The sequence below is a fragment of the Campylobacter concisus genome, from assembly GCF_050447505.1.
Lineage (GTDB): Bacteria > Campylobacterota > Campylobacteria > Campylobacterales > Campylobacteraceae > Campylobacter_A > Campylobacter_A concisus_BP.
The window spans coordinates 539,102-563,908 of the sequence record NZ_JALMFZ010000001.1 but is presented as its reverse complement, the minus strand read 5'-3'; the positions used below and the strand labels follow the sequence as shown (position 1 = coordinate 563,908).

Sequence of the window (24,807 nt, the reverse complement as noted above, 5' to 3'; positions counted from 1 at the left end):
CTTAACCGTTTGTCTCTAAAGCTACTTTATTAAAACCAGCACCTTTTAAAGTCTTTAATACAAACATAACATCATCGTATTTTAAATTTTTATCAGCCTTTATGTATATAGGCGAGGTTTTATCATATTTTGCACTCATTAGTGCAATGTTATCTGGAAGTTCTGCAAGGCTCATTGTACTTTGATCTATTCTAACTTGTCCTTGTGCATTTATAGAGACTATAAGATCTTTTTGTTTAGACGTAGATGTTTTTGCCTTTGAGCCATCTGGCAATGTTATATCTTCTTGATATGTTATAGTTGGCATTGTAACCATTAAAATAGCCAACAAAACAAGCATGATATCAACAAGAGGCGTTATGTTTAACTCTGGTGTTTCGTCGTCAAATTTAAGAGCCATCTATAACGTCTCGTCATCTTTTTTAAGTGCTATCATAACGTCAGCTTGACGCTCGATAACGCTCATTAATTCGTAAGCTTTTCTTTTTATAAGCAAGTTAAATGTATATGCTGGGATCGCAACAAAAATTCCACAACCTGTCGCAACAAGCGCTTCTGAAATAGCTGGGGCTATAACTCCAAGAGATGAACCTGCACCATTTCCTAGCTGTGAAAATGTCTCCAAGATAGATACAACTGTTCCAAAAAGACCGATAAATGGAGAAGTAGAAGCTATTACACTAAGCCATGTAAGCCCACTTGTAGCATTTTTTTCGGCAATGCTTATGCAAACATTTAGCTTTTCTTTCGAAATTCTACCACTTGCACACTTCTTTAAAGATGAGTCATTTGGTATATTTTTAGCGCCCATAAGTAGTGCTTCTAGCGCATTTTGCTCGCGTTTTTGCCAAGCTCCTATGCCAGCCATTCTTGAAAAAAGAATTGTAAAACTAACTATAAAATATATTGACAACCAAGTTAAAACTATAATTGTAATAAAGCTACTTCTTTGAATGTAATTTAAAAATATATCTATTCCGCCCACTTATCTTGCTCTCACTACATTTTCCATTTTTGATATAGTTGCTGCAAAAGCATTTGTATCACTGCTCATACTCTCTATCAAATTTCTAGCAGCTTCTAATGAATTTGCAAGCTCACTTTCGCTATTGCCAGAGACATAGACCGCACCGTCAGCTAGTATAACTACCTTGCCTTCGTCGATCTTTGCATAGCCCCAGTTAATAGCAACTACATCATGCTTTTTATGCTTATCTTCTATATCTATAATACCTGCTTTTAAAAGAGATATTAATGAGGCGTGGTTTGGCAAAACACCAAACTCACCCTCGCTACCTGGAAGCACTACACTACTCACGTCATCATTAAATATCTGACCTTGAGGAGTTACGATCTCTAAATGTAATTTATCCATTACGCTTCCTTTTTAAATTTAAGCCTTAAGTTTTTCAGCTTTAGCTAAAGCCTCATCTATATTTCCAACCATATAAAATGCTGCTTCTGGTAGATGATCATATTTACCTTCTAAAATTCCCTTAAAGCCAGCGATATTTTCGTCAAGACTTACATATTTGCCAGGGCTACCTGTAAATACTTCAGCAACGAAGAATGGTTGAGACAAGAATCTTTCTATCTTTCTTGCTCTATCAACTGTTAGCTTATCTTCTTCGCTAAGCTCGTCCATACCAAGGATAGCGATGATATCTTGAAGGTCTTTATATTTTTGAAGCACAGCTTGAACGCCGCGAGCTACCTTATAGTGATCTGCTCCTAAAATTTGAGGATCGAGCATTCTTGATGTTGAATCAAGTGGATCAACAGCTGGATAGATACCTTTTTCTGCAATCGATCTGTTAAGAACTGTCGTAGCATCAAGGTGAGCAAAAACAGTTGCAGGAGCCGGGTCTGTAAGGTCGTCCGCTGGAACATAAACAGCTTGAACAGAGGTAATCGAACCTTTTTTAGTTGATGTGATCCTCTCTTGGAATTTACCCATCTCACTTGCAAGAGTTGGCTGATAACCAACAGCTGATGGGATACGTCCAAGTAGAGCTGACATCTCTGCGCCTGATTGAGAGAAACGGAATATGTTATCGATAAACATCAAAACATCAAGTCCCATCTCATCACGGAAGTACTCAGCCATTGTAAGTCCAGTTAGTGCGATACGGTTTCTTGCTCCTGGTGGCTCGTTCATTTGGCCATAGCACAAGGCAACTTTATCCAAAACGTTACTTTCTTTCATTTCGTGATAAAGGTCGTTTCCTTCACGAGTTCTCTCGCCAACGCCTGCAAATACAGAGTAACCGCTATGCTTAAACGCAACGTTGTGGATAAGCTCCATAATAATAACTGTTTTACCAACACCGGCACCACCAAATAGACCAACTTTACCACCCTTTGCATAAGGAGCTAGAAGATCAACTACCTTGATACCAGTTTCGAAAATTTCGCTCTTTGTACTTTGCTCTTCAAATGGAGGAGGATCGCGGTGGATAGACCAGTGCTTATCAAAATTTATACCCTCGCCCTCGTCGATCAAATCGCCAACTACGTTAAAAATTCTACCCAAAACCTTTTCGCCAACTGGCACACTTATAGGTGCACCAAGCGCTTTAGCCTCTAAACCACGAGTCAGACCCTCACTCATATCCATAGCGATCGTTCTAACTCTATTATCACCTAGGTGAGCAGCAACTTCTAATATTAGTTTATGTTTCTTGCCCTCAACCTCAAAGAAAACTTCGATAGCTTCATTGATCTTCGGCAAGTAGTCATTAAAGTCAACATCGACCACAGGGCCCATAACTTGACTAATAACACCCTTCATTCATACTCCTTTTATTTCATTGATTCAACACCACTGATGATCTCGATAAGCTCAGTGGTAATAGACTCTTGTCTTGCTTTGTTGTAAGCAAGATTTAACTGTTTGACGCGTTGTTTAGCATTGTTTGTTGCATTATCCATAGCTTGCATTCTAGCGCTGTGCTCAGCCGCTAAAGAGTCAACTAAAGCATAATACATACTATACTCAAAATATTTATTAAGCAATTCATCCATAATCTTAGTATAGTTGTCCTCTGGCTCAAATTCCATCAAAGAATTTGTCTCAACCGCAACTATCTTAGACGGCTCAATAGGCACAATATCATTTACTCTAATCTCTTGAGAAATCATATTTTTATAGCCATTGTGTATTAGCACAACCTTATCTGTTATACCATTTGTAAAGTCATCAATGGCATCTTTTATGATCTTTTGAGCTTTTTCATATGTAGGAGAAGAGCTAGCTCCAACATAAGTCTCAAGTAGTTCAACGCCTTGGAAATTGAAAAATTCAATGCCTTTTTTACCAACAGCTCTTAGTCTAACTTTGATCTTTTTGGCTTTTAGCTCATCGATCATGCGCCTAACTGTCTTTATGGTCTGGACATTAAAGCCACCGCAAAGCCCTTTATCAGCGGTAACAAATATAATATCAACCTTTTCTACACTCTTTGTTGTGTTAAAAAATTTACTCTCAGTCATAACTGAAGCGTATTGATTGATCTTATAAGCTATCTCCGATAAAACCTCATTGATCTTAAGTGCGTAGACTCTAGAGTAGCGTGCAGCCTCTTCAGCTTTGCGAAGCTTTGCTGTTGAGACAAGCTTCATCGCACGCGTCGTCTTTTGAGTGTTCTGGACGCTCTTGATCTTTCGTTTTATATCTTTTAAATTTGACATATCTTAGCCCTAGTTAGCGGCAAAAGTCGCTTTAAAATCTTTCAACGCTTTATGTAAAATTTCTTCTACTTCTTTATCAAGAACCTTTTTAGTTCTGATCTGCTCAAAAATTTCAGGGTATTTTGCCTCGATATATGGATATAGCTCAGCTTCAAATTTTGTTACATTTGTAGTTGCAACGTCATCTAAATAGCCCTTAGCACCAGCAAATATAATAACTACTTGATTCTCAACTGGAAGCGGAGAATATGGAGGTTGTTTTAGTACTTCAACCATCTTTTGTCCGCGCTCTAGTTGTTTTCTTGAGCTCTCGTCAAGATCGCTTGCAAACTGAGCAAAAGCTTGTAGTTCGCGGTACTGAGCAAGGTCTAGTCTTAACGTACCAGAAACTTGCTTGATAGCTTTGATCTGAGCTGCACCACCGACACGAGATACAGAAAGACCAACGTTGATCGCTGGGCGGATACCTGAGTTAAATAGGTCGCTCTCAAGGAAAATTTGACCATCTGTAATAGAAATAACGTTTGTTGGAATATAAGCTGAAACGTCGCCTGCTTGTGTCTCGATAATAGGTAGAGCTGTTAAAGATCCGGCACCTAGCGCGTCATTTAGCTTACTTGCTCTTTCTAGAAGTCTTGAGTGAAGGTAGAAAACGTCACCTGGGTAAGCTTCACGACCTGGTGGTCTTCTTAAGATCAAAGACATCTCACGGTAAGCAACCGCATGTTTTGACAAGTCATCATAGATGATTAACGCGTGGCGAGAGTTGTCTCTAAAGTATTCACCCATTGTTACGCCAGCGTATGGTGCAAGGTATTGAAGCGCAGCTGCGTCACTAGCACCAGCATTTACAACTATCGTGTAGTCCATAGCGCCATATTCTTCAAGTTTTTTAACGACTTGAGCAACGGTTGATTGTTTTTGACCGATAGCTACGTAGATACAAACAACATCTTGACCTTTTTGGTTGATGATAGTATCGATAGCAACTGTTGTTTTACCAGTTTGGCGGTCGCCGATGATTAGCTCTCTTTGGCCTCTACCGATTGGCACAAGTGCATCGATCGCTTTGATACCTGTTTGAAGTGGCTCATGAACGCTCTTTCTAGCCATGATACCTTTTGCTTTTTCTTCAACAAAGCGAGATTCAGTAGCTTCGATTGGACCTTTTGCGTCGATTGGCTCACCGAGTGAATTTACAACACGGCCGATCAATGCGTCGCCAACTGGAACGCGTAGAAGTTTTTTTAGTCTTTTTACAGAGCTTCCTTCTGTGATACCGCTAGTTTTTCCAAGGATAACTATACCAACACTGCTCTCTTCAAGGTTAAGAGCCATACCTTTTTCGCCGCTTTCAAACTCAACCATCTCGCCAGCCATAACGTTTTTCAAACCATAAACGTTAGCAACGCCATCAGCGACTGAGATGACTTTACCGGTCTCTTCTACATCAACACTTAAATCAAAATTTTCAATACGCTCTTTGATTATCGTGCTAATTTCGTCAGCTTTAATTTTTGCACTCACGCTTTCACTCCTTTTTAAATTGCTTTTAATATATATTCACTCATTTGACTTTTTAGTCTGTCGATAGAGAAATTTACCTCGACACCTAAATCGTCTAACTCAACTTTTACACCGTTGTAATCGCTCTTTGAGCCATCAAGCTTGATCTTAGAGTTAAATTTCTTAGAGAAATTCTCTTCCAAAGCTTTTAGCTGCTCAGCGCTTAGATCAAAATTTCCAACAACTTCGCCGCGATATGTATTTTCAAGCAAAGATTGCTCTATCTTCATCTCATCTAGTATCGCAGGTATAAGCTCTAGTCTTTTGTTCGCACCAAGAAGCTTTATAAAATTTGCAAATTTAGCATCTTGATTTTTAACCAAAGATAGTACAAATTCAACCTTTTGTGAAGCCTTTAATGTCGGCAAACTTATAATGCTTTTAAATTTATCGCTAGCAAAAGCAGCAGCTAGCTCTGATAAATTTTCAACAAATGCATTAAGTTCATTGGACTTTACGTCGCTTAAAATCGCCTTTACGTATTTTTTAGCTACTACTTCATTCATTAGCTAACCTTTTTAAGTATGATATTTACAAGCTCTTTTTGATCGACTTTTAGGCTATCACTTGAGAAAATATCGCTCAAAATTTCATTTACAACACCTTTTGTCATCTTGCGCTCTTCAAATTCTTTTTGCTCTTTATAGCCTTTTTCGATATTTGCGATATCGTTTTGAGCCTCTTTTTTAACTTTAGCAGCTAAATTTACAGCCTCTTTTTTCGCAGTTTCTATTAGAGCATTTGCATTTTGCTTAGCCTCTTCTACACGCTTTAAAACGTCATCTTTTTTAGCTTTTGACTCACGAAGCTTCTCTTGGATGCTCTCAAGCTTATTTGCGATCCTATCGATCCTACTTTGATAAAGAGCTTTTAGTGGCTTAGCAGCAAAATAGACCAAAATAGCAAAGAAAAGTAAGAAGTTTAGCGTTCTCTCGACTATGTCGTAGTTTGTTCCACCATGCTCGCTAGCGTATGCTAGAAATGGAAGTGCTAGAAAAAATAAAATTTTTATCTTCATAAATTTCCTTTAAATTTTAGAGAGTTTAGCATTTAAAGCTGCTCTAAGCTCAGGTAGTTTAGCTGATAGATCTGCCTTTAGGCTATCTTTTTGAGAGCTTAAAGCGTTTAAAAACTCATTATAATCAGCCTCTAAACTACTTTTTACCGCATTTATCTCTTTTAAAGACTCTTCTTTTGCCAAATTTAAGGCTTCTTGTCTTATTTTGTTAGCCTCAGATCTTGCATTTTGTATGATCTCTTCGATCTCTTTTTCATGAACGCTTAAGTCGCTTGCATTTTTGCTAGTGCTCTCTTCGTCATTTTTTATAGAGGCATTTCTGTCATCTATAAATTTAAGCATTGGCTTATATAGCAAAGGATTTAAAATGGCGATCAAGACAAAGAGAACGATAGCCGTTAAAAGCATCAATGGCACGTCTATTTCTAACATCCACTCTCCTTATTTTGTTATTAAGTTTTGTTTAATATTCAAATCAAAGTCTGATTTTACAATAAATTACTAAAAATAAAAATAAATTTGTAATTCTATTTTAGCTTAGCGATAAATTCTTCTACCTGTGAAATATCGCTAAATTCTAATATTAAATTTTTAGATTTTACTTTTGTTTTTATCTTTAAATTTTTAAAAATTTCTTGTAAATTTGATAATTTTTTGCTCATTTCTTCTGAAATTTGAGGCTTTGGCTCTTTTACTTCTTCTTTATTTTTTATCTTTTTTACTAAGATTTCTGTATCTCTAACACTTAGTTTTTGTCCGATGATCGTATCAACAACCATTCTTTCTTCTTCACTGCTAAGCCCCACGATGACTTTAGCATGGCCTTGCGTGAGCTTGTCTTCTTGCAAAAGTCTTTGCGTGTAGTCGCTAAGTAGCAAGAGTCTCATTGTATTTGTTATCTGGGTTCTGCTCTTATGGATGATGTTTGCTAAGCCATCTTGTGTGATCTTATACTCATTTATGAGCTCTTTATATGACTTTGCAAGTTCGATTGGATTTAAATTTTCACGTTGTATGTTTTCGATAAGCGCAAGCTCTCTTAAATTTTGAGACTTGATATCAGCGATGATCGCCTTTATCTTGCTTGCTCCAAGCATCTTTGTGGCACGGTATCTACGCTCACCAGCTATTAGCATATAGCCATCATCTTTTTTGATGACGATTATTGGTTGTATTAGTCCGTGCCTTTTGATGCTAGCACTTAGCTCTTTTAAAGCCTCTTCGTCAAAATGCGTCCTTGGCTGGTAAGGGTTTGGTAAAATTTCATCTATATTTATCTCTTCGACTATCTCAGAGTCGTTTAAATTTGCGATCTCTTTGCTGTAGGCCTGCTCTACATCTTCAAGTATCGCGCTAAGTCCGCGCCCTAATCCACCTTTTTTCGCCATTTTTTTCCTTATTTTTTAGTTTAAAATACAATATGCCAAATTTTGATATGCGATCGAGCCTGGTGACTTTATATCATAAAGTATCACTGGCTTACCAAAACTTGGGCTTTCAGCAAGTTTTACATTTCTTGGAACGACCACAAATTCCTCTTTGCCGTCCTTGCTCTTAAAGAGCTTATTTTCAAAATGCTGCTTTAAATTTGCAATGGTCTCTTTTGAGAGATTATTTTGCGAGCTAAACATAGTCGGTAAAAAGCCCTTTATATTTAGCTTTGGATTTATCGTTTTTTTGATGATCTTGACTGTGTTTAGGATCTGCGCCAAGCCCTCAAGTGCGTAAAATTCGCACTGGATAGGGATGATCACACTATCGCTTGCGCTAAGAGCATTTATCGTGATGCTGCCAAGCGCTGGAGGACTGTCGATGATGATAAAATCATAGTCGTCTACAACTTCTGAAATTTTGTTTTTAAGGATTAGTTTATAGTCTTTGCTTTGATCGTTAAATTCTTGCTCGATGCCGACAAGTCCGATGTTTGACGGAGCTAGAAAAAGCGTTGGGATCTCAGTTTTTAGCACAATTTGTGAGAGTTTTTTTCTATCTGTTAAGACGTGATAGATGTTAAACTCGTAGTCGCTTCTGCTAAAACCAAGTCCAGTCGTCGCGTTTGCCTGTGGATCGATGTCTATTAATAATACTTTTTTCTCAGCAACCGCCAGTGATGCGGCTAAATTTACGGCCGTTGTGGTCTTGCCAACGCCGCCTTTTTGGTTAGCTATTGTTATTATCTCGCTCATCTTAACGAATATACCTTTTCCCCATTTAATAATATCGCTCCATCATCGCAAATTTCAGCATCCTGAAGCGAAACAGCTCTATTTGCAATATGCGTAATAAAACTTTTTGACTTGCAAAAGTCTATCCTAAATTTGCTAAAAATTGGCTTCCATAAAATCTTTTTATCAAGCATGCTAACAAAGCCCCAAACTAGCTCATTTACGCTAGTTTTGATATCCAAAATGCCCGCATTTTCGGGCGCACTAGCTAAATTTATCCCCATGCCACAAATGTAAATTTCATCCACTTTATTTGTCAAAGTACCGCCTATTTTGCGATCATCTACGTAAAAATCATTTGGCCATTTTAGCCAGCACTTTGAGCCAAGTTCGCTCAAGACTTCACGCATCAGCATAGAAAAATATATCGAGATCGAGGGCGGAGGTATGTCGCTTGGCAGCTCATCTTCGCTTATGCAAAATGACATAAACAAATTTCCGCCAAGCCCCTCCCAGCTGTTGCCGCGGCTGCCGATCCCTTTTGTTTGATTGTGCGCTATGATCATGTGCGGGGGCTTTATCTCGCCGTTTTTTAGGGCTTCTATCAAAAATTCCTGCGTCGAAGGCAGGCTTTGAAAAAACTCAACCTTCAAATCACACCTTAAATTTGTAGAAGTGATTTACTGGATTTTGTCCGCCACCGATGATGACAGCATTTTTGATAGCGTTAAAGATATAATCATGCGCGTTTTTCACGCTCTCTTTTAGACTATGACCATTTGCTAAATTTGAAGCGATCGCACTTGATAGCGAGCAGCCTGAACCGTGTGTCGCGGTCGTTTTTATGCGCTCGTCGCTAAAGATTTCATATTCCTTGCCATCATAAAATATATCAAGCGACTTGCCTTCTATCTCGCCACATTTTAGATAGACGCTCTTTGTGCCAAATTTCAAAAGCTCCTTGCAAGCCTCTTTTAGCTCGCCCTCGCCCTTTAGCTCACGCTTTAAAATTTCGCGCGCCTCAAAGATATTTGGCGTGATCACGCTCGCAAGTGGGAAAAGCTCCTCCACGATCGCGTCTTTTGCAGCGCCCTCTAGCCAGATGTCGCCATTTTTACAGCTCATGACAGGATCAAGCACGACTGGTGGTAAATTTTTGATCTCTCTTAGCGTTTTTGCGACGCATTTTATGATCTCAACGCTTGGGACAACGCCTATTTTTATTACATCAACTCTTATATCATCAAATATCGCTTTTATCTGATCCTCGATGAGCTTTGGCTCAACTAACTGCATGCCAAATATGCCCTTTGTATTTTGAGCAGTGACCGCTGTGATCGCTCCCATCGCATATACACCGTGTGCTATAAAGACCTTTATATCAGCTAAAACTCCAGCTCCACCGCTTGGATCAACCCCTGCTATACTTAGCGCATTTTTCATATTTTCTCCTATTAAATTTGATTATTACTCTATCTTGTCGCCAACGCTAAGGCGCTTACCATTTATATATGCTTTTGCGTTTGTTGGCTTTTTACTTGGCTCTTGAAGCTCATAAATTTTGACCGCCCCGCCCTTGCAAGCAACCACGACGTGGTCCTTTTCTACGCTTAAAATTTCTCCGCTTTTGCCACTTTTTTCGCTTAGCTCAAGCGATAAAATTTTTAGTCCGCTTTCCAGATAAAGCCCCGGCCAAGGTGTGAGCGCACGAAATTTATTATAAATTTGCCCCGCCTCTTCATCAAAGCTAAAAAGTCCGTCGCTTTTACTTATCTTTTTGCAGTGCGTGGCCTTGCTCTCGTCTTGCTTTTGTGGCTTTAAATTTTCAAAATTTTTAAGCACTTTTACGATTAGCTCGCCGCCTAGTTCGCCTAGCTCACTAAAAAGCTCGCTTGACATCTTACTCTCGCAAGGCGTGTAGATGAAGTCTAGCATATCACCAGTGTCAAGGCCAGCGTCCATTAGCATTGCAGTCACGCCTGTTTGCTTCTCACCTGCTAGGATCGCACTTTGTATAGGGCTAGCACCTCTATATTTTGGCAAGATCGAAGCGTGTAAATTTATACAGGTGGCGACGTCTAAAACGCTTTGGGGTAAAATTTTGCCATAAGCTGCCACTACGATAAATTTAGGCTCAAATGTCTTTAGCTCGGCAACCACCGCCTCATCTTTTAGCGTATTTGGCGTAAAGACTGGTACGCCTACTAGCTCATTTTGTGCGTAAATTTTAACCTCGCTTGGGGTTAAAATTTGCTTTCTGCCAACTGGCTTATCAGGCTGGGTAAAGACCGCTTTTATGTTAAAGCCAGCCTCTTTTAGGTGCCTAAGTATCCTAACGGCATAATCAGGCGTCCCCATAAAAACTACATTCATCACTTTCCTTTAAATTTCAACGACTTTTATTTTGATCTGCGTTTTGCCTGCTTGGCGGCCAAGAGGCGCATGGATCTTTCTGCCAGCTAATCTTTTGCAATACCAAATTTCTTAGCTCATCAACGCTAACTTTGCCACTACGATCAAGATCCAGCCTTTTAAATTCATCACTAGTGCATAGATCTGGCGCTATTTTAAGTTCAGATGGCGCCTTACATGCTCTCCACTCATCTAAATTTAGCGTGCCGTCACGATCTATGTCATTAAAATCTAAAAACATATATACTGGATCCGCTGGATCACAGCTATATGCACCAAGACAAAATAGCACAATGCAAAAAACTTTCTTCATTTTATCTTCTTAATTTTTTAAGTTTAAAGCTCTTTTTTTAGCAGCTCAAGCAGTGCAAATTTAAGCTCGTCGATGTTCTCATTTGTCGCTGAAGAGACCCGCAAAACAAAGTATGGTTTTTTTGCGTCAAAGCTGTATAGGTCTTGCTTATAGACAAATTTACCAACTTGTTTTGGCTCTAAATTTATGTTTTTCATAAATTCTTTTATATTTTCATCTAAATTTTCAGCCGCATCGACTCTGGTTATAGCGATAGCATAGTCCCTGCTAGCAAGCACACTTGAAAATTTAGCCACCTCCTCTTTTAGCACGCTAAACTGCTCGCTCATGCTTCTGTAGTTCGCACTATCTATCATGAAAAGTAAAATTTTATTTCTCTCGATATGCTTTAAAAACTGCACGCCAAGACCGCGTCCGTCGCTCGCTCCCTCGATGATGCCAGGGATGTCAGCCATGACAAAGCCGCTAAACTCATCGACCTCGACAAGCCCAAGCTTTGGTGTAAGCGTGGTAAATTCGTAGTTTGCGATCTGTGGCTTGGCGTTTGAGACGGCTGAGATGAGGGTTGATTTGCCAACATTTGGAAAGCCAACAAGGCCCACGTCAGCTATCAGCTTTAGCTCGAGCCTAACCTCTACGCTCTCTTCTGGCATGCCCTTTTGAGCGTACTCTGGGGCTTGATTGATAGAGTTTTTAAAGTGAAAATTTCCAAGTCCGCCCTTGCCGCCTTTTAAAAATAGCGTCCTTTGCCCCTCCTCTACCATGTCGCAAAGCAGCTCGTTTGTCTGCGCGTCATAGACTGCCGTTCCTGGTGGCACGATGAGCTCTAAGCTCTCGCCTTTTTTGCCAGTCATGCGTCTGCCCATGCCAGCCTCGCCGTCGCTCGCTCTCATCGCCCTTTTACCCTTGTAGTTTGCCAGTGTGTGGGTGTTATTGTCGCAGACAAAATAGACATCTCCGCCGTCACCGCCGTCACCGCCGTCTGGGCCACCTAAAATGACGTGCTTTTCGCGGCGAAAGCTTACTGCACCAGCTCCGCCGTGGCCTGAGCTCAGGGTTAATTTCACGCTATCTATAAACATTTTTTACCTTAAATTTATCTATTATTTAGTTTGAATTTTAGGCGAGATTATATCTTTTAAATGATTAAAATTTGTTTTGCGTTTAAAATCTCACTTTGTTTTTAGCATCTTATAAATTTAGAAAATCAGCCAAATTTTTGCCTAAATTTCATAAAATGGCGCAAAAAGGATAGAGAATGAAAACACTTACGATTATTGATACTTTTGGCTTCTTTTTTAGGCTTTACTACGCTATGAGCGGGCTTAAAAACAGAGATGGCAAACCAAGTGGCATGATAAGTGGCTTTGCAAATTTCATAGCGAGCCTAAAAGATGAGTACCAAAGCGACTACCTCATCTTCGCACTTGATAGCAAGGGCAAGACCCTGCGCCACGAAATTTTGGGCGAATACAAGGCAAACAGAAGCGAGCCGCCAGCACAGCTAAAAGAGCAGCTGCCAGTTTGTATAGATATGATAGAAAAAATGGGGCTTTACAGCCTTAGCCGCGAGGGCTACGAGGCTGATGACATCATCGCAAGTGCGGTTAAAATTTGCAAAGATAAAGATATATTTGTGCGAATAGTCACGCACGATAAAGACCTTTACCAGCTTATAGAGGACGGCAAAGTGAGCATCTACAGCCCACAAAGCAAGATCGACCACGATAGCGCTAGCTGCTTTGAAAAATATGGCGTCTATCCAGCTCAGGTGAGGGACTTTTTAGCCATCGCAGGCGATAGCTCAGACAACATCCCGGGCGTCAAAGGTATCGGCGCAGTGGGAGCTAAGAAGCTTTTGGCCGAGTATGGTAGCCTAGAGGGAATTTATGAAAATTTAGCCCTTCTTAGAAACGAGCGCACCAAAAATATGCTAGCAGCCGCAAGAGATGAGGCGTTTTTGAGCAAAAAACTAGCCACGCTCTTTGATGATGCGATCACTTCACTTGATCTTGAGCACTCTAAATTTCCAGAGCAAAATCCTTTGATAAACATCTCAGAAATTTTAAAAGAGTACGATCTAAACAGGCTTCTTAAAAGCTTGCAAAAAGAGGAAAATGCTGAATTTAAGCTTGGTTTTAGAGCAAATTTACTACTTGATGAGGCAAGCATCGAAAAACTGCTCTCAAGCGTTACGCCAGAGACCATCGTCGCCTTTGACACGGAGACCACGGGCGTTGATAGCAAGAGCGCAAAGATCGTTGGCTTTAGCTTTTGCTTTAACGACGAGGACGCCTACTACGTGCCAGTGGCCCACAACTACCTAGGCGCGCCAAAGCAAATAGACCTAAAATTTGCCACTTGGGCGGTAGGGCAAATTTATAAAGGCTGCGTGATCGGACAAAATTTAAAGTATGACTTTGAGATCGTGAAAAACAATCTTGGGCTAAATCCGCCTGCAAATTTTAAAGACACGATGATACTTGCGTGGCTTAGCGATCCAAACTCAAGTGTCGGCATGGACGCGCTGGCAAAGAGGCTATATGACTACGACACGATCAAATTTGAAGATGTGGTCAAAAAAGGGCAGACTTTTGGCGATGTGCCGCTAGAAAATGCCGCTAAATACGCAAGCGAGGATGCTTGGATAACGCTTAAGTTTTATAAAACTTTTTTAAATACGCTTGATAAAAATTTACTCGCCCTTGCCGACACGCACGAGTTTCCTTTTATCCTCACGCTCTTTGACATGGAGCAAAATGGCATCAAGATAAATGAAGCTAAGATGCAAAAGCTCATCCTTGAAAACGACACCAAACTAAAGGCGCTAACAAGTGAAATTTACGAGCTAAGCGGCGAAAATTTCAACATAAACTCCGTAAAACAGCTTGGCGTTATACTTTTTGAGCATCTAAAGCTTCCAACCAAAAAGAAGACAAAAACAGGATATAGCACCGATGAGAGCGTGCTAGCTGAGCTTACAGACGCTCATCCAGTGATAGAGAAAATTTTAGCTTACCGCGAGCTATATAAACTGCAAAGTACCTACTGCGAGCCACTTTTAGCGCTTGCGAAAAAGGATGAGGGCTCGCGAATTTACACGAGCTTTTTACAAACTGGCACAAGCACTGGCAGGCTTTCAAGTAAAAATCCAAATTTGCAAAATATCCCAGCACGCGGCAGCCTCGCAAAGGATGTCAGAGAGTGCTTTGAGGCGCGCGAAGGGTATAGTTTTGTGGGACTTGACTACAGCCAGATCGAGCTTAGGCTACTAGCTCACTTTAGCCGTGATCCTGCGTTGCTTGAAGCGTTTAAAAATGACGAGGATATCCATGCAAGGACAGCTATTAGCATATTTGGTAGCAGCGATGGGCAAAATAGAGCCGTGGCAAAGAGTATAAATTTTGGCCTAATTTATGGCATGGGCTCAAGCAAGCTGGCAAATCAAGTAAATATCACAAGGGCTGAGGCAAAAGAGTATATAGAGCGCTATTTTAAGGCGTTTGCGACGATCAAAGAGTTTTTAGAGAGCATAAAAATTTCAGCCAAAAACGATGGCTTTGTGCAGACGCTACTTGGCAGAAGGCGCTACTTTGACTTTAAAAGTGCCACACCTATGCAAATAGCCATGTTTGAACGCGAAGCGGTAAATACGGTCTTTCAAGGCTCAGCAGCAGACCTTGTCAAGATGGCAATGGTAAAAGTTAGAGCAAATTTAGATGAAAACGCAAAAATGTTGCTTCAGATCCACGACGAGCTAATTTTCGAGGTCAAAGACGAATTTGCACAGGAATTTGGCAAGGCGACGCAAAAGACGATGGAGGAAATTTACACGTTAAATGTACCACTTAAAACATCGCTAAATATCGCCAAAAACTGGGGCGAGCTAAAATAGAGCAATTTTGACTAGCTCATTTAAATTTGAGCGAGCTAGTCAAATTTGATTTTAAAATAAAAAGCATATATGAATTAGGTATCTAAATTTACCAAGCTTTGTTTTTTTGCATAGATAAATTTTCAAACATATAAACCAAAATGCAGCCAGCTAAGTAGCAAATAATGTCTGTAAAGTCAAATGTCCCACCAAAAATTATCCGCAATATTGAGCTTTTGACACCTAAAATTTCAAGAATTTTGAGGTATTGTAAGGCTTCTATAAAAAGCGAAATGACAAAGACGCAAATGGCTAAATTTATAGGAGTTACCTTAAATATTATAGCTCGTCCAAACGCATAAAGCATCGCAGTAGCCAGCACATCGCCGATATAGTGCCTTATAAAACCGCCTTTTATAAAGATAGCGATGTAAATTTCTATCGCCAAAATAATAACGCCGGTCGCCGCCCAGCCTGCTCTTTTCTTTTGGCTAAACTCATCTTTTTTTATAGGCAAATTTATGGTTTCTTTAGCAGCTTTTTTCAAATTTATCCTTTTAAATTTATCTCACAGATTTTAACACATATAAAAAATACTTCTCAAATTTTACAAATATATAAAATAAAACTTAAATTTTTTTATTAATAATTTTTAAAAACAAAGTATAAAAATTTTAGATTTTATAGTTTATACAAAGTAAAATTTATAAATTTCGAAAGAGTGGTAATGATGCAGAAATTTAGACCAAAATCACCTAACACAAGCTTTTATCTAATGCAAAACTCTCGCTTTTGTCAAATTAATCTTAAAATATAAGTTTAATCTAAAAGTATAAGGGATATAATAAACAATAAATTTACATTTAACTTAGGAGGTTTCATGGAATTTCTCACAAATTTAGGTGAGGGTACGCAGTTTGCTATCCAGCTTCTCATCGTCCTCGTCTGTCTCTTTTATGGGGCAAAGAAGGGCGGTATCGCGCTTGGTATGCTAGGCGGTATCGGTCTTATAGTTTTAGTTTTTGGATTTAACATCGAGCCTGGCAAGCCTGCTATCGACGTTATGCTAACCATTTTAGCCGTTGTTGTGGCTAGTGCGACACTTCAAGCCAGCGGCGGTCTTGACGTCATGCTTCAAATAGCTGAATCAATACTTAGAAAAAACCCAAAATACGTAAGTATCCTAGCTCCGTTTGTAACTTGTACGCTTACTATTTTATGCGGAACTGGACACGTTGTTTACACAGTACTTCCTATCGTTTATGACATCGCTATCAAAAACGGCATCCGCCCAGAGCGTCCTATGGCTGCAAGCTCGATAGCTTCACAAATGGGTATCATCGCTAGCCCAGTTTCTGTCGCTGTTGTAACCCTTACTAGCTTTCTTATCAACGCTAAAACTCACTTAGCTGGCTTTGATGGATACTTAGACCTTTTAAAGATCACTATCCCATCAACATTTTGTGGCGTTTTGGCGATAGGTATTTTTAGCTGGTTTAGAGGCAAAGACCTTGATAAAGACGAAGTCTTTCAAGCAAAACTTCAAGACCCTGAGTTTAAAAAATACGTTTATGGCGATAGCGCAACACTTCTAGGCAAAAAACTTCCTATGCACCAGTGGGCTGCAATGTGGATATTTTTAGGCTCTATCCTTGTAGTCGCACTTCTTGGATACTTTAAAGATCTTCGCCCAAGCTGGACTACTTATAAAGACGCAACAGTCGTTCAAGTAATAGCAAACCTTCCAACTGAGCAAAAAGTCTTAAAAACCTTAAAGATAAAAGACGCCAGCATCCAAACTGAAGCTGCTGAGTTAAAAGTTTCAAATGATAAGCTAAACTCAAATCAAAAAGCTCAATCAGTTAAAATCATCGGCAAAGACGGCACACAAACTCTTACTCGCACAGCTGATGGTGCAGTAACATATATAAATGAAAAAGGTGCAAAAGAGGAATTTCAAGGCGCTTATATCAACATAAGCAACAAACTAGCCTCTTCAAAGAGCTTAAGCATGGTTCATGTTATCCAAATTTTCATGCTTTTCACAGGTGCAATCATCTTGATTTTCACTCCAACAGATGCTAGTAAGATCGGTAAAAACGAGATCTTTAGATCAGGTATGATCGCTCTTGTTGCGGTATTTGGTATCTCTTGGATGGCTGAGACTATGTTTGCAGTACACACTCCAATGATGAAAGAAGCACTTGGTGGCATCGTAAAAGAGCATCCTTGGACCTATGCGGTTATGCTACTTATCATCTCTAAATTTGTTAATTCTCAAGCTGCAGCATTGGTTGCATTCGTGCCATTAGCACTAAACATCGACGTTAACCCAGCTATCATTCTAGCTTTCGCACCTGCTTGCTACGGATACTACATCCTTCCAACATATCCAAGCGACCTTGCGGCTATTCAGTTTGACAGAAGTGGTACAACGCACATTGGTAAATTTGTTATCAACCACAGCTTCATATTGCCAGGACTTATCGGCGTTATAGTTTCTTGTATATTTGGCTATATCTTCGCTACTGCGTTTGGCTATCTATAATAGATAAATTTCTTGCTGCCTTTTGGTGGCAAGAAATTTCTTCATCAAAGTTTATCTTGAAATTTCTGCTTATTACTCATATAAACAAAGCTTAGCACCTCAGCCACAGCCCTAAAAAGGTGCGCTGGTATCGTATCATCGACCTCACAAACTCTATAAAGCTCCCTTGCAAGAGGTGGATTTTCATAAATTTGCACCCCGTTTTCAACCGCTACCTTTTTTATCTGAAGCGCTAAGAAATCAACCCCTTTAGCAAGTATTATCGGTGCTTCGTCACGGCTTTTGTCGTATCTGATCGCCACAGCGTAGTGAGTTGGATTTGTGATGACGACGTCAGCTTGTGGGATATTTTGCATCATTCGGCGCTTGGCTGCACGCATTTGCGCTTGGCGGATCCTGCCCTTAACCTGCGGGTCACCCTCCATCTGCTTGTACTCGTCCTTGATCTCTTGCTTACTCATGCGAAGGTCTTTAAAATACTGAAAACGCACGATGAGCAAGTCAGCAAGACCGATCACAAAAAGTATAAAAAGCATGACGCTAACTAGGATGATGAGCTTCTCTTTTAGCCACACGAGCTGATCAAACATAGAAAAAAAGAGCGTGTGCGGAAGCTCTTTTATAAACTGCAAGAAAAAGTAAAATCCAACTCCAAAGACGATGCTTACCTTAACGACGATCTTGACGCTCTCGATCGCCTTTTTCATTGAAAATAAATTTTTTAGCCCTTTTAGCGGATTTATCTTGCCAAAATTTGGCGTTATAGGCTTTGTGGTAAATATAAAACCAAACTGCATTACATTTGCGATTATGCCGGCAACCGCGACGCAGATGCAAACTGGCAGGATCATCAAAAGAGCCCTGCCAAAGGTATTTACAACGATCATTTTTACCGTTGGCAAAGTCAGTGGCTGACCGATAAATTTAGAGTAGTAGATGTAAAGCGAGATGACCTGATCTTTCATGAAATTTAGCATCGCAAGCAGCACGCCAATAGCAATAACTAGGGTCACGAAGCCTGATAGATCCTGACTTTTGGGGACGTTGCCATCCTTTTTGGCGTCTTCTATCTTTTTGGGGGTCGCTTCTTCGGTTTTTTCCTGATCTTCGCCTGCCATTTTTGTCCTAAGGTTGCTTAAATTTGGGGCGATTATAGCCAAAATGCGGTTAAACTATCCGCTAAATTTAACTTTTTGTGAGCCAAAAAACTAAGCCATTTTAGGCGTTTTTGGCTAAAATTAGCAAAAATAAGGAGACGCAAAATGTCATTTTTAGAAAGCTTGTTTAATATTTTTAAAGCCAAAAAACCGCCAAAAAGCGATAAAGAGCTGCTTTTAGACGAGTATGCAAGCATTTACGCCGAGATAAAAGAGAAAAATTTAAACGAATACGACTTTTTATGTGAGCTCATACGATTACTCTCTTTTTCAAGAGCTAGACGCTACGACTTTTGCCTTGAAAAGTGCCTAGCTGAGGGTGACGCCGATGCACTAAATGATCTCATCTTTCAATACGCTAAGCTAAATTTACTCCCAGGATGCAGCGGCGGATATGACCAGTGCGAAAAGCTCATACCAGCATTTTTTGCTATCGCTTGTGGCGACACAAATAGTATGGCAAGGATCTTTCCAAAAGGCTTGCCACCTAGCAAAAACGGCTATAAATTTCTATGTGTTATGCATGATTTGCTCACAGCGATGCTTTGGCAAGATGAAAATTTACTCGCCCCTGCCCTAGAAAAGGCTCGCACTTTTGCAGAATCCAAAAAGCCAGCAAATGAAAGAGAGGCGGTTAAATTTATGCTTGCCTTGCATGAAAAAGATACGGCTGCTATGAGCGAGCATTTGCAGAAATTTTGCTCCACTTTTGGTAGGACAGATGCACCTAAATTTGAAAAACGACTTTACATTTTTGCACACGGACTTCATGCCTTGGCGCGCTATTTTTTACCGCTTGAACTCTTTAAAGAGATAAAGCTACCAAAAAATGAAAATTTTAGTAAATTTTATGCGCAGAGTCTCTTTCAAAACGAAATTCCCAAGCCAAAACTTTATTTTGTTTTTCCGCCTGAGCTTGAACTGATAAATGTGATCTTAAGCGCACCAGTAACCAAAACGCTGATATATCAGCCACATTTGCCAAATGACAAAACATTTTTCCTAGATCACACATCTATGATAAGAAATTTAGCTGATGAGATCATAAGATCAGGGGCATTAAAGTAGAATTTATAAACTTTTGGCTAATATTCACACCTTACAACCAACAAAGCTCCATAAATCTTTTGCAAAAAAGTGCTTTTTGGTCTTACCAAATTTTAGAAAGGTAGAGTATGTCAAAATACGCTATATTTAAGCATGGCGGTAAGCAATATCGTGTTAGCGAGGGCGAGTTCCTTAAGCTAGATCACTTTAGCGCTGAAGCTAAATCAACCGTTGAGATTACAGAAGTTTTAGCTGTAAATGACGGCGAAGTAAAGGTAGGTGCGCCATTTGTTAAGGGTGCAAAAGTTGTTCTTGAGGTCGTTAATGAAGGCAAAGACAAAAAAGTAGTTATCTACAAAAAACGCAGACGTAAAGACTCAAAACTAAAACGCGGCTTTAGAAGACAATTTACACGTGTAAAAGTCGTAAGTATCGCAGCTTAAGGAGATAAGATATGGCACACAAAAAAGGTCAAGGTTCAACCCAAAATAACCGTGATAGTATCGGACGCCGATTAGGTGTTAAGAAATTTGGTGGCGAGTTCGTTCGTGCTGGAAATATAATCATCCGCCAAAGAGGAACAGCAACTCACGCTGGAAACAACGTAGGTCTTGGCAAAGATCACACTATTTTTGCATTAGTTGATGGCTTTGTAAAATTTGAAAGACTTGATAAAAACAGAAAAAAAGTATCTGTTTATCCAGCTGCATAATCCCAGGGGCGTTTGCCCCTTTTTTCTTTTTAAATCCACCCAAAATTTAACAAATTTAATTTATCTTACTTATTATATAGCTTGGCATTTTAGCAAAACACCAAACTATTAAATTTATTTTATTTCGCTTTTAACAAAGCAAGCTCTTGCGCTAGGAATTCCCCTGTGTAGCTGCCAGTTTTTTTGTAGTTTTTAGCTACCTCTTTGACACTGCCACAAGCTATCACTTTACCGCCTTTTGCGCCGCCTTCTGGTCCCATATCTACGATATAGTCGCAGTTTTTGATGACATCCATATTATGCTCGATCACAAAGACAGAATTTCCAAGATCGACCAGGTGATTTAGCACCTTTACTAGCCTATCAACATCGGCAAAATGAAGTCCCGTCGTTGGCTCATCAAGGATGTAAAGCGTATTTCCAGTGTCGCTTCTACTAAGCTCTTTTGCTAGCTTTACGCGTTGCGCCTCGCCGCCACTAAGAGTGACTGCGTTTTGTCCAAGCGTGATGTAGCCAAGCCCCACGTCTTGCAGCGTGGTGAGCTTTGAAGCGATCTTTGGCACAGCCTTAAAGAACTCAACCGCCTCATCTATACTCATATTTAGCACCTCAGCGATGTTTTTGCCTTTGTATAAAATTTCCAAGGTCTGAGCGTTATATCTAGCGCCGTTACAAACGTCACAAACCACGTTGATATCAGGCAAAAAGTGCATCTCGATCGTGATCTCGCCCTCGCCTTGGCACTTCTCGCAGCGCCCACCTTTGACGTTGAAGCTAAAGCGCCCTATTTTATAGCCTCTAAGCTTGGCCTCTTTAGTCTGCGCAAATAAATTTCTTATCTCATCCATCACACCAGTATAAGTCGCTGGATTTGAGCGTGGGGTGCGGCCAATCGGGCTTTGATCGAGGTATATGACCTTGTCTAAATTCTCAAGTCCGCTTAAATTTACCCCAGCTATTTTTTTCACTTTTTTAGCTCTATTTAGCTGCTCCTGCGCCTCTGGGAGCAAGGTCTGAAGCACTAGAGAGCTCTTGCCAGATCCTGATACGCCAGTGATGCCAACTAAATTTCTAAGTGGGAATTTAGTGGTTAAATTTGAGATATTGTTGATATTTACATTTGAAATTTCAAGCCACTTCTCAGCTTTTCTATTTTTTTGATAGTCGATCTTTTTCTTACCATTTATGTATTGTGCAGTCTGAGTGTCTGAGCTTAAAAGCTCTTTTGCTGTGCCTGCAAAGACCACACTACCGCCAAATTTACCAGCTCCAGGGCCGATATCTACGATATAATCAGCCTCCTCTATCGTCTTTTTATCATGCTCGACGACGATTACAGAGTTGCCTTTGGCTTGTAAATTTCTAAGCGTCTTTATGAGTTTTAACGTATCTCGCTCATGAAGTCCGATACTTGGCTCATCAAGCACATACATGACGCCACTTAGCCCACTTCCTATCTGGCTCGCTATCCTTATACGCTGTGCCTCGCCACCGCTGATCGTCCTAGCATCACGCCCAAGCGACAAGTAGCCAAGTCCCACGTCATACAAAAAGAAAAGCCTCTCGTTGATCTCTTTTAAGATGGGCTTTGCGATCGCCTTGTCGTAGTCGCTAAGATAGGCAAAATTTTTCTCATTTGAGAAAAAGGCGGTGCAGTTTTCTATGCTCATATCTAAAATTTCACCAAGCCCAAGGCCAGCGACCTTGACCGCTAGACTTTGAGGCTTTAGTCTGTGGCCGTTGCAAGCGTCACAAATTTTCTCACTCATATACTCGTCAAAGTCCTTATAATCCTTCAAAAGTCCGTGTGAAATTTTAACTACTCCGTCAAATTTTCTAAGAAGCTTATTTCGCTTCCAAAAAAACGAAACTTCCTTGACGTTGCCATATAAAACGAGCCTCTTTTCATCTTCGCTAAGCTCATAATATGGCTTTTTAATGTCGATCTCATTTTGCTCACAAAACGCAAGTAAAAATTTATAGTAATAACTCATATTGTAGCCATAAAGTAGCTTGATCGCGCCGTTTTCTATCGACTTTTCCTCGTCGATGATCTTGCTCATATCTAGGCTATACCTTATGCCAAGTCCGTCACAGTGCTCGCAAGCGCCCTTTGGCGAGTTAAAGCTAAAGCTTAGCGGCTCAAGTGGCGTAAATGAAATTTTGCAGTCAAAACAAGCCATGTGCTCGCTGTAATGTATAAAACTCTCTTTTAAGCCCAGCTCGTCGGCATTTGCGATCTCTATCTCGACCTCGCCAAAGCTCTCATTTAGCGCCTTTTCCACGTCGCTTGCAAGGCGTTCGTGATTTTGCTCGTCGATGGCGATCCTATCAACGATGACCTTTATCGTGTGTTTTTTCGTTTTTGCAAGCTCGATCTCCTCGTCAAGCCTCACCACCACGCCATCTATCTGCGCCCTTACAAAGCCTTTTTGGCGTAAATTTTCGATCAAGTCCGCCCATGTGCCCTTTTTCTCACGCACTAGCGGCGCATAGATGATCACTTTTGCGCCAAGTGGGAGCTTTGAAATTTCATTTATGATGTCGCTCGCACTCATTTTTGAGATAGGTTTGCCGCATTTATGGCAGTGCTGTACGCCGACCCTTGCGTATAAAAGCCTTAGATAATCATAAATTTCAGTGATCGTGCCAACCGTTGAGCGAGGGTTTTTAGAGGTTGTCTTTTGATCGATCGCAATAGCAGGCGTTAAACCCTCGATCTTATCGACGTCAGGCTTGCCCACGCGATCTAAAAACTGCCTAGCGTAGCTGCTAAGACTCTCCATATATCTGCGCTGCCCCTCAGCATAGAGCGTGTCAAAGGCTAGTGTGCTCTTGCCACTACCGCTAAGACCGGTAAAAACTACTAGTTTGTTTTTAGGAATTTCAAGGTTTAAATTTTTAAGATTGTGCTCGCGCGCGCCAGTTATTTTTATAGTATCATTCATTAAATTTATACGACCTTTTTAAAATTTTAATCTGTAAATTTAGTCTAAAAGTGATAAAAACTTTATAAAGTAGTTTAGAGAAATTAAGTATGCTATGAAAATTTAAGAGTATATTTATATCATTTTCAGTTTTTTTTGATATTCTACACCAAAATTTTATTTAAGGAGAAAAAATGTCTGTAAAAATAACCGATATATGCATAAGCTGTGGTTCATGCATCGATGAGTGCCCAGTTTCAGCTATTGTAGATGATAGCGACAACCCAACTGGAGCAGATACATACTATGTTTATTCAAACAAATGCGTTGAGTGCGTAGGCTACAACGATGAGCCAGCTTGTGCATCTGCCTGTCCAACTGATGGCTGCATCGTTTGGGACGCCGTAGTAGCAGGACAACCTTCACGTGATCAAATCGGCGCTGACGCTCGCACTGGCAGCACTCCAGTTATCCAATAAATTTACAAAATTTAGGCTCAAATTTGAGCCTATTTTATTTTTAAGCTTTATTTGATATAATTGCCAACTTCATTTAAATAACCTAAATTTTAAGGAAAATTTATGCAAAGAACACTTTCTATTATTAAGCCTGACGCTGTTAAGAAAAATGTTGTTGGAAAGATTATAGATAGATTTGAAAGCAACGGCTTAAGAATCGCAGCTGCAAAGAAAATTAAACTTAGCAAATGCGATGCAAAAGCATTTTATGCAGTTCATAAAGATAGACCTTTCTTCAACGATCTAGTTGATTTTATGGTAAGCGGACCAGTTGTAGTTATGGTTTTAGAAGGCGAAAATGCAGTTGCTAAAAACCGCGAGCTAATGGGCGCAACTAACCCAAAAGAAGCAGCTCCTGGCACTATCAGAGCTGATTTTGCTGATAGCATTGACGCAAATGCAGTTCACGGAAGTGACAGCCTAGAAAATGCTGTAAATGAGATAAATTTCTTCTTTGCTTCAAGAGAAATTTGCTAATTTTGGACTAAAATTTGATTATTCCGTTTTCTAAAATAGCAAACAAAGAGATAAACTTTGAGCTAGCAAGAAACAATGATCTAGTTTTTAGTGGAATTTTAAAAAGAAAAGACCTTTTTTTAGTAAAATGCCAAGGCACTATAAAGGGTGAGATAAAATATATTTGTGATCGATGCGGTGATGAATTTATGTTGCCAGTCGATCAAGACGTAGAGCTAAATTTAAGTGATGGTGTCTATAAAGACAGAGAAAATGAGCTTAGCGATACGGTTGAATTTTTTGATGGCAATATTGATTTAAAAGAAGTTTTTGAAAGTGAGCTAGAAGCTTTTAAGAGCGATTATTTTTATTGTGAAAAATGTAAAAATTTATAAAGGAGAGTA

General features: G+C 39.9%; 27 protein-coding genes. 8 read left to right on the top strand and 19 right to left on the bottom strand.

Going from position 1 to position 24,807, the window contains the following annotated elements:
* Nucleotide 1: 1 nt before the first annotated feature.
* The 16 genes from MTT09_RS02710 to obgE all read right to left on the bottom strand — a co-directional run bounded on the left by MTT09_RS02710 (nucleotide 2) and on the right by obgE (nucleotide 12,246).
* On the bottom strand, nucleotides 2–400 hold the full coding sequence (locus tag MTT09_RS02710) for a biopolymer transporter ExbD (protein ID WP_002939405.1): 399 nt from the start codon (nucleotides 398–400) through the stop codon (nucleotides 2–4).
* Nucleotides 401–985 carry a MotA/TolQ/ExbB proton channel family protein gene (locus MTT09_RS02705; RefSeq protein WP_009294341.1) on the bottom strand — a complete coding sequence of 195 codons (585 nt, stop codon included), beginning with the start codon at nucleotides 983–985 and terminating at the stop codon, nucleotides 401–403.
* Entirely contained in the window at nucleotides 986–1,375 is a 390-nt protein-coding gene (gene atpC / locus MTT09_RS02700; RefSeq protein ID WP_002939398.1) for an ATP synthase F1 subunit epsilon, read from the bottom strand.
* An 18-nt stretch (nucleotides 1,376–1,393) separates the two neighbouring features.
* Complete coding sequence (atpD, locus tag MTT09_RS02695; protein WP_002939420.1) at nucleotides 1,394–2,791, bottom strand: F0F1 ATP synthase subunit beta; 1,398 nt, start codon at nucleotides 2,789–2,791, stop codon at nucleotides 1,394–1,396.
* Nucleotides 2,792–2,802: 11 nt separating this feature from the next.
* The gene (atpG, locus tag MTT09_RS02690) at nucleotides 2,803–3,690 is read right to left on the bottom strand and encodes an ATP synthase F1 subunit gamma (protein ID WP_002939426.1); all 888 of its coding nucleotides are present in this window, start codon (nucleotides 3,688–3,690) and stop codon (nucleotides 2,803–2,805) included.
* A 9-nt stretch (nucleotides 3,691–3,699) separates the two neighbouring features.
* Nucleotides 3,700–5,217 carry a F0F1 ATP synthase subunit alpha gene (gene atpA, locus MTT09_RS02685; protein ID WP_107916438.1) on the bottom strand — a complete coding sequence of 506 codons (1,518 nt, stop codon included), beginning with the start codon at nucleotides 5,215–5,217 and terminating at the stop codon, nucleotides 3,700–3,702.
* Nucleotides 5,218–5,231: 14 nt separating this feature from the next.
* Nucleotides 5,232–5,762 (bottom strand): F0F1 ATP synthase subunit delta, encoded by a 531-nt coding sequence (locus MTT09_RS02680; RefSeq protein ID WP_002939419.1) that lies wholly within the window; start codon nucleotides 5,760–5,762, stop codon nucleotides 5,232–5,234.
* Nucleotides 5,762–6,274 carry a F0F1 ATP synthase subunit B gene (locus MTT09_RS02675; RefSeq protein ID WP_012001332.1) on the bottom strand — a complete coding sequence of 171 codons (513 nt, stop codon included), beginning with the start codon at nucleotides 6,272–6,274 and terminating at the stop codon, nucleotides 5,762–5,764. Before MTT09_RS02675 ends, MTT09_RS02680 begins: the two co-directional genes overlap by 1 nt.
* Nucleotides 6,275–6,283: 9 nt before the next feature.
* Nucleotides 6,284–6,706: a FoF1 ATP synthase subunit B' gene (locus MTT09_RS02670; protein WP_009294346.1), complete on the bottom strand. Its 423-nt coding sequence runs from the start codon at nucleotides 6,704–6,706 to the stop codon at nucleotides 6,284–6,286.
* Between the two features lie 95 nt (nucleotides 6,707–6,801).
* Nucleotides 6,802–7,662: a ParB/RepB/Spo0J family partition protein gene (locus MTT09_RS02665; protein WP_009294347.1), complete on the bottom strand. Its 861-nt coding sequence runs from the start codon at nucleotides 7,660–7,662 to the stop codon at nucleotides 6,802–6,804.
* Nucleotides 7,663–7,677: 15 nt separating this feature from the next.
* Entirely contained in the window at nucleotides 7,678–8,460 is a 783-nt protein-coding gene (locus tag MTT09_RS02660; RefSeq protein ID WP_002939402.1) for a ParA family protein, read from the bottom strand.
* On the bottom strand, nucleotides 8,457–9,092 hold the full coding sequence (locus MTT09_RS02655; RefSeq protein ID WP_429802422.1) for a biotin--[acetyl-CoA-carboxylase] ligase: 636 nt from the start codon (nucleotides 9,090–9,092) through the stop codon (nucleotides 8,457–8,459). The genes MTT09_RS02660 and MTT09_RS02655 overlap by 4 nt, the downstream gene beginning before the upstream one ends.
* A gap of 1 nt (nucleotide 9,093) precedes the next feature.
* Entirely contained in the window at nucleotides 9,094–9,882 is a 789-nt protein-coding gene (thiD, locus tag MTT09_RS02650; RefSeq protein WP_429802420.1) for a bifunctional hydroxymethylpyrimidine kinase/phosphomethylpyrimidine kinase, read from the bottom strand.
* A 24-nt stretch (nucleotides 9,883–9,906) separates the two neighbouring features.
* Nucleotides 9,907–10,812: a methionyl-tRNA formyltransferase gene (gene fmt, locus MTT09_RS02645; protein ID WP_103617713.1), complete on the bottom strand. Its 906-nt coding sequence runs from the start codon at nucleotides 10,810–10,812 to the stop codon at nucleotides 9,907–9,909.
* A gap of 16 nt (nucleotides 10,813–10,828) precedes the next feature.
* The gene (locus tag MTT09_RS02640; protein WP_429802417.1) at nucleotides 10,829–11,164 is read right to left on the bottom strand and encodes a hypothetical protein; all 336 of its coding nucleotides are present in this window, start codon (nucleotides 11,162–11,164) and stop codon (nucleotides 10,829–10,831) included.
* 23 nt (nucleotides 11,165–11,187) lie between these two features.
* Nucleotides 11,188–12,246 carry a GTPase ObgE gene (gene obgE / locus MTT09_RS02635; protein WP_103617711.1) on the bottom strand — a complete coding sequence of 353 codons (1,059 nt, stop codon included), beginning with the start codon at nucleotides 12,244–12,246 and terminating at the stop codon, nucleotides 11,188–11,190.
* Nucleotides 12,247–12,422: 176 nt separating this feature from the next.
* Here obgE and polA point away from each other — a divergent pair, with 176 nt between their 5' ends.
* Complete coding sequence (polA, locus tag MTT09_RS02630) at nucleotides 12,423–15,059, top strand: DNA polymerase I (protein WP_429802415.1); 2,637 nt, start codon at nucleotides 12,423–12,425, stop codon at nucleotides 15,057–15,059.
* Nucleotides 15,060–15,147: 88 nt separating this feature from the next.
* Here polA and MTT09_RS02625 read toward each other — a convergent pair whose 3' ends face one another.
* On the bottom strand, nucleotides 15,148–15,585 hold the full coding sequence (locus tag MTT09_RS02625; protein ID WP_429802413.1) for a DUF2809 domain-containing protein: 438 nt from the start codon (nucleotides 15,583–15,585) through the stop codon (nucleotides 15,148–15,150).
* A 333-nt stretch (nucleotides 15,586–15,918) separates the two neighbouring features.
* Here MTT09_RS02625 and MTT09_RS02620 point away from each other — a divergent pair, with 333 nt between their 5' ends.
* The gene (locus MTT09_RS02620) at nucleotides 15,919–17,586 is read left to right on the top strand and encodes an anaerobic C4-dicarboxylate transporter (RefSeq protein ID WP_429802411.1); all 1,668 of its coding nucleotides are present in this window, start codon (nucleotides 15,919–15,921) and stop codon (nucleotides 17,584–17,586) included.
* Between the two features lie 44 nt (nucleotides 17,587–17,630).
* Here the strand turns inward: MTT09_RS02620 and flhB are convergent, their stop codons facing one another.
* Complete coding sequence (flhB, locus tag MTT09_RS02615) at nucleotides 17,631–18,704, bottom strand: flagellar biosynthesis protein FlhB (protein WP_103630863.1); 1,074 nt, start codon at nucleotides 18,702–18,704, stop codon at nucleotides 17,631–17,633.
* A 144-nt stretch (nucleotides 18,705–18,848) separates the two neighbouring features.
* Between flhB and MTT09_RS02610 the strand changes: the two genes are divergently transcribed.
* From MTT09_RS02610 to rpmA, 3 genes are all read left to right on the top strand, one after another.
* Nucleotides 18,849–19,811 (top strand): hypothetical protein, encoded by a 963-nt coding sequence (locus tag MTT09_RS02610; RefSeq protein ID WP_429802409.1) that lies wholly within the window; start codon nucleotides 18,849–18,851, stop codon nucleotides 19,809–19,811.
* 107 nt (nucleotides 19,812–19,918) lie between these two features.
* Complete coding sequence (gene rplU / locus MTT09_RS02605) at nucleotides 19,919–20,233, top strand: 50S ribosomal protein L21 (RefSeq protein ID WP_002942523.1); 315 nt, start codon at nucleotides 19,919–19,921, stop codon at nucleotides 20,231–20,233.
* 11 nt (nucleotides 20,234–20,244) lie between these two features.
* Entirely contained in the window at nucleotides 20,245–20,502 is a 258-nt protein-coding gene (rpmA, locus tag MTT09_RS02600; RefSeq protein ID WP_002942569.1) for a 50S ribosomal protein L27, read from the top strand.
* Nucleotides 20,503–20,621: 119 nt separating this feature from the next.
* Here rpmA and uvrA read toward each other — a convergent pair whose 3' ends face one another.
* Nucleotides 20,622–23,450 (bottom strand): excinuclease ABC subunit UvrA, encoded by a 2,829-nt coding sequence (gene uvrA, locus MTT09_RS02595; RefSeq protein WP_429802407.1) that lies wholly within the window; start codon nucleotides 23,448–23,450, stop codon nucleotides 20,622–20,624.
* 173 nt (nucleotides 23,451–23,623) lie between these two features.
* On the opposite strand from uvrA, the gene MTT09_RS02590 reads away from it, so the two are divergent.
* From MTT09_RS02590 to MTT09_RS02580, 3 genes are all read left to right on the top strand, one after another.
* On the top strand, nucleotides 23,624–23,908 hold the full coding sequence (locus tag MTT09_RS02590) for an NADH-quinone oxidoreductase subunit I (RefSeq protein WP_002942606.1): 285 nt from the start codon (nucleotides 23,624–23,626) through the stop codon (nucleotides 23,906–23,908).
* Nucleotides 23,909–24,010: 102 nt separating this feature from the next.
* Nucleotides 24,011–24,424 carry a nucleoside-diphosphate kinase gene (ndk, locus tag MTT09_RS02585; protein WP_002942517.1) on the top strand — a complete coding sequence of 138 codons (414 nt, stop codon included), beginning with the start codon at nucleotides 24,011–24,013 and terminating at the stop codon, nucleotides 24,422–24,424.
* 14 nt (nucleotides 24,425–24,438) lie between these two features.
* On the top strand, nucleotides 24,439–24,798 hold the full coding sequence (locus tag MTT09_RS02580; RefSeq protein ID WP_429802405.1) for a hypothetical protein: 360 nt from the start codon (nucleotides 24,439–24,441) through the stop codon (nucleotides 24,796–24,798).
* Nucleotides 24,799–24,807 lie beyond the last annotated feature (9 nt).